Raw genomic sequence first — 11,795 nt, 5'->3', positions numbered from 1 at the left:
CCTGCTGAACGACCTGCTCGATCGCTTCGAGGCCGGGGCCGCAAGCCCAATCGCCCACCCCGACTATGCCGCTTTCTCGTCGGTAGTCGCGGCGGACGCTTTCCTGAAGCAGATCAGGAAAGCCGAAAGTGCCGGCTCGGTCTCCATTGGCTGGGGGCGCGGCGCCAAGCGAGATCAAGTGGCACACGTGCGGTTGGACTCGGCGGAGATCTTATACCGATATCTCGGCCGCACCCCGGCGTCACGGATCGCGGAGGACGCCGCCGCGCGGCTTGTAGCCGGAGTGGCGCTGCACGAGTCCCTGAAGAACAGCGGTTCTCAAATCGCAGAGGTGTGGGCGCGGGGTAAGACGTGGCACGGATTCGCTTCGTCCGACGTCGACACGCTGCGCCACGCATTCGTTCTCGCCCAGGCGATCCTCGATAACAAGCATCTGGACGTCGACTACAAAACTTTCTCGCGACGTACGGTGGGGCACAGCAAGATACTCGAGCGCATCGAGGGTGCCGTGGTCCGGCTTTTGAGCGGCATAATGGACTTTCCGCCTGGCGCCCGCCCCCGCGAGGCACTGCGAGCGATCGGACTGGAGCGCTTCGCGCCGCCGCTGCTGATCGCGGGCAAGATCGACCTCGACGGAGCCGATCTTTCCAGCATATCTCCGCATTATCTCGGAATCGCTCCCAAGGAAGCAGATCGCGTCCGCTTCCGGGAGCCGCCGGCCTACGTTCTGACGATCGAAAACTTCGCAAGCTTCAACCGGCACATCGCCGAGGCGGACCCCGGCCGATTAGGAACGACCATGTATGTCGGCGGGTACCCCTCGCTTGCCACCCAGCAGGCGCTGCGGACGATCGCAGGATTGGTATCCGAACAGACGCCGATCTTTCATTGGTCGGACATCGATCCGGACGGCACCTGGATCTTCCACACCATCGAGCGCGCCGTCGATCGACCGATCCGTCCCCACCTCATGAGCGTCGAAGTTGCCGAGCGCTTGGGACAAGTGCCGTTCAAAAAATCGGCACCCGCTCGATGTCCACCAGACTCCGGTATCGCGGCTCTGGCAGCGTACCTGGCGGAAGATGGAGCCAAGACGCTCGAGCAGGAAGAACTCGATCCAGTCCTGCCAGAGCTTCATTAGAAAATGCGCGCGGATCAACGCGGTATCGATCCGGATGAGCTTCCTCGGTCGACGATCTCCGTCGGCCTTTGTTGAACAACAGCTGTGTTCCGCAGAGCGAACGCCATGAGTAGGGCGGCTCCTTGCCGTGCTTCGACAATCCCATTGGCACCATGGCGACAACGCCCCGAAGTACCGCCTCCCCTCCAGAAGTGAAGAACGGGAATCTCTGTAACCGTGTGTTAGTCCGTTGATTCGACTACGATAGCCCCAGTCGGTCAACGGTTTGTCGACAATCACCCAAACAAGACCACTATGTTGGTGCCGTCTCCAAACGCGCGGCGATGATCGCCTCGCCGATCGACACTTGATGTCGTCCTCAGTGGTGATGCCGACCTCGGCCCTAGTCCGGGTCCCAACCCCGCTGTACCCGGCCATGTCGGGCAGCGCGGTAGCGCCGGAAGGGCAATTGTCAACTTGTCGCAAGATCAAGCGATTGGTCGATCGCGCTCGGCCTTCAAGCATTTGTCTTCCGAGGAGTAAACTTAAGTTCGTTGGAGCGAGATTCGGCGTCGCCTCGACGTGCTTAGCGCGAAGGCGCGATCGATGGCTCAAGGCTCAGGCTGAAGCATCATTCGTGCTTGCGATGGGAGCTCTGTCCGCCAAAAGCTGCGAGCGCAGTACAAGGAGGGCCGCGTAGACGGCCTTGCCGATCGATAGGCCAATCCAGATACCAACTGCGCCGAGGTCAGTTTTCAGGCCGAGCACGTAACTGAGCGAAAGCCCAATCAGCTTTTTCTGCTGTCTTCCTCATGAACACGCTGCCCCGGATTGCGCTTCAGCTATCCTTTGCCCTCGCTGACACGATCTTATCGCTGCGGTCGTGTTCGCATCGTCGGCGCCATGGCCAGCGATAGCATGTTCTCACAGAACAACGCACCGCTCAAAAATGGTGAGAGCATTCTGGCCGACGTCCGCAAAATCTTCTCTCTATATTGACCGCTGCTATAGTGAGCGCTGCTATCACCGTCGTGGTTGCGGCTTTGGCTGTATCGTTCAAGACGTCGTTTGTTTCAAACCCGACAACAGCACCGCCTGCAACTACGTGCTGCGGGAAAACCGACATCGTTTCTTCGTAAAAGCGCTCAAGAGGCATTGGCATGCCGGTTGCTTGAATATGTGACGAAACCACTTGTGACCATGATGCTCGTTCGGCACCCAATCCAGGTGTTCAGATGAAAGTTGCCCGCCTGATCGACGGCAAAGGTCTCCTGATGCGCTTTCCAAACCGCGCGCCTGCGTCGCGAACTCTGCCATATTCGGATCGCGCTTCGGTTTGCCGGCCAGAATCCGCTTGTCTTGTAAAGGGCTCGCGACGAATGGCGGTCCTCAACAAGATGGTGCACACCAGGGTAAAGGCCTTATACCTCAGCAGCGCGATTGTTTGCGTCACTTTTGGCCGGTGGCTCAAGCGCGCGCATCTGCGAGATGCCGAGCCTGGGTTCGTGGAGCTAAGCGGCGGCCTTCAATCGGTGCTTTGCAGATGGTCAATGAGCTGATGCAGGACGATCCTGAGAAAATACTCAGGCAACAGGACGAGCTCAAGGTCAAGCTGCTTCGCGCCCAATCGATTGTCGCCGAATGTAAGGCAGGATTGGCGGATCTGGAGCGGAGGCTTGAGCGTCGAGCGGTCTCATCGCCGATCGATGAACGCCAGCGCAACTCTGCGGCAAACAATTCAATACGTAACGCACGACCGCCCAAATCGCGGAGCGTCAATGATCCTGTTGATCAGAATGCTGCTGTGGCGTTTTCGAGTCGATCATGGGACCGCTGAAAGCTGCCGCCGCGCACGTTAGCGGCGAAACGTTTCGTCGCGGAGTTGGTGAAGATCTCGAGACGCATGGGGTTGAGAGCCCGGCGGGCGAACCGGACAACTGGGTGCGGCCCTGTCGATAGGCTCGGCTTTTTGGTTGACCGCGGTGCGTTGGCCAGGGGATGCGCGCAGAGTAGCACCACATATGAGACGTATCGCCGCGTCTTTGGCTAGAGCGTCTTGTTTCGGGGGCTGCTCACGTAGAGGTTCTGAAGGGAATGTCAAAGCTCTCCACCTTGAGCCAGCCGGTTCGGTCTTTTTGTCCGTCTTAAGGCGTTTCAAATTACCGCAAGACGTGTCTGAACGGCGAGGGGCGCTTCAATGACACGATGGTCGGCTATGGCAGTAGGGTAAGGCATGCGGGTCACCGGCGGAGCTGACCGCGGAAGCCGACCATGCCTCATCCGGCATCGCATGGAGGATGACGAGAACTGGCTGACTATGTCCGCAAACGATCACGATGCGATCAGGAGGGCAGGAACGGCAGTCACCTAAATTCGTGAGAACCAGGAAGAGGGTTCCCGGTGCGAATGCGATCCGGTGCCGGCCGTAGCCTCGTCAGCTTCTCGAAAGCTTCTCCGAATACGGGCTAACCCAGTGATCCTGGACGGGAGGCTGGCATGGACTCGCACAATTTCGCCATATCCAATGCAGCACCTCCGCCATCGGTACAGCACGCCGTTCCAGACGATCAACCGAACCAGGCGGCAGAAGACGCCTTCGAGCAGCAATTAGATGCGGCGCGCGCGGCCGATTCCGCTGGCCTTGCCCGGCGCCCCGGCCGCAAACCGCCGCCGAATGTGTCGCGCGCGGATTTTAATTACATTCACGAGATCATGAGCGGCGTCAGTGCTCGCCGAAAACTGTCGCCGTTGACGGCCGAGAAGTATGCTCAAATGCTTTACAAGGTGGCGAATTACCTCGGCGAGCGCGGCCAGTCGCTCGAAGCCAGTGATGATAATACACTAAATCAGCTCTCTGACACCGTGTTCAAGGAGAATAAGCACGTAGGTATGGCTTTGCGGGCACTTCAAGAACAGCGCGGAGGTTCACCTGCAGTCAGGGTCAGGCGCGCGCGTGCCGCGACTTCGATGAGTACTGGCCGCACACGTGTTGCTCCAACTGAAGTTGGTGCGCCGCTTATCGAAAGCGTCATAGACGAAGGTATCAAGAGCAAGCACTGGGCGCCGGCGACCGTCCAGCATCATGACACGATGCTTCGCAAGCTGTCGAACAGTCTCGGGATGCGGGGCGAGACGCTTGCTGGAACAAGCGATGATGCGCTGTACGACTATGTTAAGGAAGCCTTCCCGAAGAACTGGAAGAGAATGACGGGTTCGCTCTGGGCGCTGCGTGAGCATCGAGGGGGCTTGGACGGTTCGGAGCAAGTGTCTTCCGCATCAGACGGCCCTGACCAGGCCAAAAGCAGCGCCGCCGCCGGCTCGCCAAGATCGGATCTCATCCCGGAGGCGCTTTGGCGGCTCCTCGATGATGATGATCGCGTCGAGCCGTCCGTCATGGCCGAGAATCCCGAACTTCTGAGGCAGGAACAGGAGCTTCGCGACCAAATTGAGGGCGGGTGGGATGATCAATCCAACCTCCTGTCGCCTTCCACCGATCGGGAAGAATTCACTTCGGATCCAGAGGATCTCATGGAGCGCCCGGCGAAACGCAGGCGAACACTGGACCGTCAATCAGTGCATTCGCCGGTCTCCGTCGATCCAGGGGAGCTCACCTTGAATACCCGGCAGGTTGCTCCCGCGGAGCCTTCCCAGTTGCTAGCTAATGAGTCTGCGCTGTTGGATCCGGATCCGCTCGCCGATGAGCTCACAGCGCCGGCAGATCCAGACGCCTTTACTTTCGCGCCCCTGCCGCTTTCTCCGGGGGAGCTGTCGCGGTTGTTGGATATTGAACCCACGCCGTCTGGGCCGGATCAACTCGCGCAGGAGGTCGCATGCTCGCTAGGTGCAGAAGCTTCTGTTATCGCTCGAGCCCCCCTTTCTCCTGGGAAGCTTTGGCGACTGCTGGATGACGAATCCACACCACCGCTGCCAGATCAGCTATTCGACCGGCACTCAAGCTCAATAGATCAAAATGTATTCAGTTCCGATTCCCTGCCGCTTTCTCCAGGGGAGTTTGCTCGACTGATCTATGATCCACCGGGCGGAGTGGACCAGTTCGCCGGCCACTTGCCGCTTCAGGCCGATACCGCGGCACTCGATTTCGAGTACCTGCCATTCTCACCAGGCGAGCTCCGTGGACTGCTGGATGATGAGCCCGTGCCGTCCGGGCCGGATCAGCCGCTCGGCAATTTGCCTGTTTCGGCTGATCCAGATGCGTTTATATTCAACGAGGAGCCGATGCCGCCAGGAGAGCTTCGCCGATTGCTTGAAGATGAGCCGGCATCCTCAGCGGCGGATCAACCGCCACGCCGGTTTCCCAGCAACTATTAGAGAACACGAGCCATTGTCGCAGACGCCCTGAACTCGCTATCGCGACCGCTTAAACTCCCGGGAAAACCTGCAAGCATTTAGCTTGTATCGAACGTATCGCCTTGCGTTTCGGCGAACCGGGTTCGCCTGCATCACTTGCTGAGCGAGCGCCAGCTGGCGCGAATATCGGCCGCATTTTCGACTGTGGTTGGGAGTGCTGGATGTTTCGACCCCTTGCGATCTGGCAGCGGCCAAGTAGCCGGGGCTCAATCGAAGCGCAGCGGATCGCCTTCGACAATGTTTAGCGCCAGCGGCGATGAACAGTCCATGTCCCTAACCCCGCGAGCGCTCGATCTCAATGTTTGGATTTGGTCTATCGCACAACGCTTCGTCTTTTTCGTGCATAGGCAAGGTGCTACGGCGCGATCGCACAGTCGAGGCCTCTGCTGCGTCTTATAAATGTCATCTTGCGCGGGCCAGTGACGCGCGCGGCGGCTCGATCGAGCCAGCGCTCAATAGCAGACAAGGCACGCGGCAAGGATGCGTGTGACAAAGCACGAGCACGTCGATGACAAAGCGTTTTCGCAACTGGGCCCTATTGTCCATACTCGCCTCCATGGTTGTCTGCCCCGCCGCAAAAGCGCAAGACCGCCGGACTATCACCGAACCTGTTGCACCTCATACGGTCTGCGATCGCCCTGTGCCTTCCGGCCAGAACGATACAGTTAGCCTACAGGACGCCATTGAACATTGCCCGGCTGGCGCTGCAGTTTATCTCGGGCGCGGCGAGTTTCACTCAGGTCCACTCGAGATGAAATCGGGCGTGACCTTATGGATCGGACGCGGTGCGGCGCTGATCGCCATCCCCGAACCAGCTGCTTACGACAAGGGCCGGGGACAATGTGGTCGCATCATGGGTAAGGGCGACGGTTGCCGGCCATTCATCAGCTTTTCCAAAACGCGTGGCGGCGGCATCTACGGCGAGGGCATCATCGATGGTCAGGGCGGCGCAATGATGGGCGGCGGGGCCGAAACCTGGTGGCAGCTGGCCCGCCGCGCGCAAGCTGAGGGCGGCAACCAGAACGCCCCGCGCTTGATCCAGATCGATCATGCGCAGGACATCACGTTCTCTGGTATCACCTTGCGCAATGCCCCCAATTTCCATGTCGCGATGAACCGGGTCGAAGGTGCCACTTTCTGGGGCCTCACCATCGATTCACCGGCGGATGCGCGCAATACCGACGGCATCGACCCCGGCGCGAGCCAGGATGTGACCATCACCCACAGCTTCATCCGCACGGGAGACGACAACGTTGCAATCAAGGCCGGCGACAATGGCTCAAGCAGCCATATCTCCATCCTTGATAATTATTTCGGCTGGGGGCACGGCATGTCTATCGGCAGCGAGGTGAATTCCGGAGTTAGCGACATACTGGTGCGTAATCTCACGCTGGACGGTACGACGTCGGGCCTGCGCATCAAGAGCGATGTCAGTCGAGGCGGTCTGGTCGAGCGCGTGACTTATGAGAACGTGTGCCTGAGGGGCAACCGGTGGCCGGTGGCGTTCGATGCAAAATATGATCCGCGCGCGCAAGGCACGAGAATTCCGGTCTATCGGCAGATCGTTCTGCGCCATGTGCGTGGCGACAATGGTGTGCTGCTGATGCGCGGCGTAGACGAGCGGCATGCCCTCGACGTTGCACTCGAGGATGTCCGATTTGCCAATTCCGCGACTTGGCAACTCGAACACGCGAAGGTGACCGCAAGTCCCTCTGACGTGTCGCCGCCGCTGCCGGGACGAGCCACAGAACCGCTGCGCGGATCGGAGGCATGTGCCATAGCATTCCGCGAGGGCAATCGCTAAGTACGACACCCGGCGCCGAACCCGGCTGGTGAGTTCGGCATCGGCCGGCCTAAATCGCTGGTCTTGCAGAACCTCAGCCTCATGTCCGGTACTTCGTTGCGGGCCGCCGCCGGGTTTGCAGGACCGCAATTGCGAGAGTCACGTGGGGATTCTGGGCTGGCGAGGAAAATGTGTTTGACCATGCACGGCGGCTATCCCGCGGCGGTATCTCATATCGACTGCGTCGAGCGTGTCGCGAACTCAACGAAGAGTGAGATCACATGCGAATTTTCGTGCCTTCCGCTGCGCTTCTGGCCGGATGTTTCTGCATCCCGGCAGCGTACGCTGAGCCACTATTCGTGTCGCATGCCGGAAATGCAGACTATCACTCCGTGCAGCAAGCCATCGACGCGTTGCCGGCGGAAGGCGGAAATGTCCGGATCGCGCCGGGCGTCTATCGCGAGAAGGTCAAAATCTCCAAATCCGGTATTCATATCGAAGGGACTGGCAGGAAGCCGGAGGATACGGTCATTGTGTATGGCGACGGCGCGATCAATGTAGGAGGAACCGCCCGTTCGGCGACGCTGGATGCCGCTGGCGATGACTTTCGGCTCGAGAATCTGACCATCCAGAACGACTACGCCCTCAATCCGGCCAATCCCCCCTCGCAGGCGGTAGCGCTGTCCGTTACCGGAGACAGGGACGTCGTTACGCGCGTCCGCCTGCTCGGTGCCCAGGACACGCTATTTGCCGGCAAGGGACCAAACGGCAGAATGTCACGACAATACTTCTCGAACTGCTACATCGAAGGGCATGTCGATTTCATATTTGGCAACGCCAAGGCCTGGTTCCGGCAATGTGAGTTGCACGGCATCGCAAATCAAGCGGTCATCTATACTGCTCAGAGCAAGGCAGCGCCGGATGAGGACAGTGGCTATGTTTTTGATCATTGCAGGCTAACTGCCGACCCCGCTGCGGGCTATATCGCACTTGGCCGCCCTTGGCGCCCCTACGCCACAGTGGTCTTCCTGTCGGCGAAGATAGATGCCCCCGTGATCGGGGAAGGGTGGCGCGAATGGACGCCCGGCAAGACCGATACGTTGAGGACAAGCTATTATGCCGAATACAGATCCTTCGGCGCCGGGGCCAACCCCTCAGCCCGCGAGCCTCACTCCCATCAACTGACAGATGGCGAAGCTGCGAGATGGTCGCTGAGCGTGTTCTTCGGAGGCGCCACAGATTGGCTGCCAAGAGAACCATATCGATGGAAGACAAAGCAACGGTGACGAGACGACGGCGATCGTCTGATGAACGACGGGGGAGTGCGGATATGACGACGGCGTGGGCTGCCACCGACAACGCGCTGGGCATCATATTTGTGGGTCATCGAAAGCCTCACCAGACGGTTACTCACGAACAGGGAAACGCGCAACTGCGTGCGATAGCCCAGTGCTTGATGAACGCGATGCACGGTGTGGAAGGCGATCAAGTTCACGATGCCTGCCTTGCCTCGCTGCGATCGGCAGAGCCCTTGAGATAGGTCGGTGGCGCGGGGCGCTACAGCTCCTGGCTATGTCAGAACTGGCCGTGAGCGCCGCGATCCATCGGCTCTCGTGATCGATCGTTGATCCGGCGCCACCGAGCGAATAGGCCTGGATGGGTCGCTTCTGCGCCGAAACCCTTTCCATAGAGCCAACGAGTGTCCCCGGATAGGTTCGTAATTTCGTGTTGCTTCTCGAACAACGGAGGGATCGATCGTGCGCAACTCCTGTTGGAGCTTCGAAGGTGGAACCGGCGGTAGTAGCGATTCAGCCGTCAGGAGTGGAAGGAGCCGTTTGGCATTTCCACGAGCTCACCGCTGGGCCGATGCAGCCGCCACGTGCGCAGGATCTTGCCGCATCCCTTTTTCCGGGCCCTTCTTCCTGACCGCTGCGCGGAACGAAACGAACCGGTCATCGTGTCGATTGTCCGCCATGGTCGCCCGAAAGCGTTAGCCAGGGAAATCAAACTGCCCGCATAGCCAGAGCAAAGCTCTGGATGGTTCCGTCCTCCACTTCCGATGCGCCGTGAGGCCTGCTGAGATGTTCGGGCTAGCTCTAGCGCACCACGGTCTTCAGGTACTGGTAGGCCTTGATGATCTCGACCAGGCGATCCTCCGTGGAGCGGTCGCCGCCATTGGCATCGGGATGGTGCTGCTTGACCAACGCCCTGTACTTCGCCTTGATATCGCCGAGCGTCGCATTGGCATTCAGGCCCATCACCTGCAACGCGTTGCCCTCGACATTGAAAATCTTGCGCGCCTCAGGCTTGGCCTTCGCGCGGTGGCGGGTACCGGCGCGTCCGTTCAGCTCGACGAGCGTGCAGAGGGCATACCAGTCGTCCTCGAAATTGGCAGTGCTGCCGGTCATTTTGTGTGCGCTGATGCTCTCGCCCATCTTCCACGTCGGACGATGGCCGGTCAGCGCGTCCCTCTGGTAGCGCGCAACCGCTTCCGCATCCATTCCCGAGAAGAAATTGTAGGACTGATTGTATTTGCGAACATGCTCGATGCAAAAGTGCCAATAGTCGCGCGCATTGCCGCGGCCCTTGGGCGCGGGATGGGTAGCCTTGTTCTGGCAGCCAGGCCATTCGCATAGCGCAGTGGTCTGGCGCTCCTGCGCTTCCTGCTTATTGATGCGAATGGAGTCGAAGATTTTGGATGTGTCGATCAACATGACCTGGCTCCGTTGGCGGAGCGGCAGTTAACAGAGCCGCTTCTATGCTAGAGACTTGGTTTGGACGGCAAGTCGGGTCTGACTCGGCCTTTGCGTCCAGTCAGTCGCATGATGTAACAGGCACTTCCTAGCAATGGACATGCCAGGACGCGCGAGCTTGGTTCAGACCATCATCTCTTTGCGATTTCAGATCGGCTCAATCGAAATTTGCTGTCGGGTTTTGCACACGGACGTCTTTAATGGGACCGGTGCGAATACTCTCAAGGATCCAGCGAAGGGCAATGCTCGGTAATGTGCGCAGCGAGGAACGCGAGCGGCGTCTTCTTAATTTTGTTTAGAAGCTCGGAAAGTCTTCCGTCTTCGTAGCGAAACAGAAAGCGCAATGTCGCGATCTGAAGGGAATTCGGCCCCGCTCGTTCACGGATCAATGCAAGTCACAGCGCCGGCCCGCCGCTGACGAAGCCCCCCTGCTCACCGGCCGACCCAGCAAAGTCTCGGACGTTTCGCTGTTGGAGCGGGTGGATGCTGGCGCTGGCACGACAGCCGTGTTGTAGGAGGTGCTTGGCAAGGCGCTGGTCCACGTCCCGGATGCAGCTCTAATGGTTATGTCGAGGCAATTCGTTTGCGGGGAGTCGGATCCTATGAAACACCAGTTTATCGCCAATTGCCTCAGAGCATCGTGTGCCGAAGCGTCACCCAGCGCGGCGATGTCGCCTTTAGACAATCGTTTTTCGAGCTCTGGCGCTTTTGGCAGTTTGGCGACGACGGGACATGCACCGTGAATCAGAAATTGGATCTCGATTATGCCCTCGTCGGGTACTGGAATGCATGACCCAAAAACAAGCGAGACGATCAGTCAGCGAATATCCGTCCTTAAGGATCGGGCAGAAGAGCATTTCGGACATCGTGCATGAGTACAACCCGCCTGTTGTGGGAGTTGCAGCCCTATGCGCATGCGGTGCGGCCGGCCCGCAGTGGCGATGGCTTTCGGCAGCGCAACTCTATTTGCCCGAAAAGTTGCGGAGCCTGGACCTCACGCCTTTACGAAACAGCTCGACCAATCTAGGGAGCGACCGCGGTCAAGACGTGAAACGCAATCGGTGCGAACTCGTCATTAAGTGGAAGCCCATGATCGGTTCAAACTCTCCTCCAGCCTGCGCACCTCCTCCGCGGCTTGACGGCGACAATCATCGTTGCCGCCGCTAGCCCTGCCCAACAGAAGGTCACATTGATCCCAGGGCGTCGCATTCGCCTGTCGCGCCGTCCGCCCGCATTCTATTTGCAGATCAGTATCTGCGGTGATCCGGCGGACCAGAGTAGGAACCCAATAGAGGACGGCGCAGCTCTCGGCCCTGTGGGGCGATTCCGGCCAGCAACCCGTCAAAACAACTGCTTTGCATCCGCGAGACCGGTGCGCAGCGATCCACGGGACATTTCCGTCCGTTATGTACAAGTGCCCCATTGCCTACACGTCTGCTTGCACCGTCTCATCATTGGATGACGAAACGCCAAGCTTCCCGCAGTAAGAAGTCATATCGAGAGACATAGGGTTGGATGCCGCGCGGTATGCGGCGCGGGCACCGACCATGAGGGGCAGCCCGGCCGTCGGATCTCAGTCAACTCCTGCCTTCGTCGACTGCCTGTCGGAATAATTTTTTGCGGGGTCGTCGGTGGTTGGATTAACCGCTCGAATCCACGCGGTACATGCTCGGAGATACTGTAATGCGTTTTGAGGGCGTTTTGTCCGTCCGCTACGAAGATTTTCTGCGTAGCTCAGGTGGCTGGCGCGGTAATTCAACGTTTGTGTTGC

The 11,795-nt window shown here is 59.2% G+C and carries 6 protein-coding genes; 5 read left to right on the top strand and 1 reads right to left on the bottom strand.

The annotated features are described in order from the left end of the window. The first annotated feature begins 187 nt into the window (after positions 1-187). The 5 genes from MTR72_RS15270 (at position 188) to MTR72_RS15250 (ending at position 8,557) form a co-directional block, all read left to right on the top strand. Positions 188-1,141 (top strand): Wadjet anti-phage system protein JetD domain-containing protein, encoded by a 954-nt coding sequence (locus MTR72_RS15270; protein WP_341510631.1) that lies wholly within the window; start codon positions 188-190, stop codon positions 1,139-1,141. A 1,522-nt stretch (positions 1,142-2,663) separates the two neighbouring features. After that, a complete protein-coding gene (locus MTR72_RS15265; protein ID WP_341510470.1) occupies positions 2,664-2,957 on the top strand; it encodes a hypothetical protein in 294 nt (97 codons plus the stop codon). Positions 2,958-3,616: 659 nt separating this feature from the next. Continuing rightward, complete coding sequence (locus MTR72_RS15260; protein ID WP_341510469.1) at positions 3,617-5,449, top strand: hypothetical protein; 1,833 nt, start codon at positions 3,617-3,619, stop codon at positions 5,447-5,449. A 547-nt stretch (positions 5,450-5,996) separates the two neighbouring features. Next, the gene (locus MTR72_RS15255) at positions 5,997-7,292 is read left to right on the top strand and encodes a glycoside hydrolase family 28 protein (RefSeq protein WP_341510468.1); all 1,296 of its coding nucleotides are present in this window, start codon (positions 5,997-5,999) and stop codon (positions 7,290-7,292) included. Positions 7,293-7,552: 260 nt separating this feature from the next. Continuing rightward, positions 7,553-8,557, top strand: coding sequence for a pectinesterase family protein (locus MTR72_RS15250; protein ID WP_341510467.1), 1,005 nt, complete (start codon positions 7,553-7,555; stop codon positions 8,555-8,557). 810 nt (positions 8,558-9,367) lie between these two features. Here the strand turns inward: MTR72_RS15250 and MTR72_RS15245 are convergent. After that, the gene (locus tag MTR72_RS15245) at positions 9,368-9,985 is read right to left on the bottom strand and encodes a J domain-containing protein (protein WP_280968978.1); all 618 of its coding nucleotides are present in this window, start codon (positions 9,983-9,985) and stop codon (positions 9,368-9,370) included. Between the last annotated feature and the right edge of the window lie 1,810 nt (positions 9,986-11,795).

The organism is Bradyrhizobium sp. ISRA442 (assembly GCF_038085055.1).
In the GTDB taxonomy this organism is placed as follows: Bacteria; Pseudomonadota; Alphaproteobacteria; order Rhizobiales; family Xanthobacteraceae; genus Bradyrhizobium.
The sequence above is the reverse complement of the archived record's forward strand: the minus strand, read 5'-3'. Positions and strand labels throughout refer to the sequence as shown.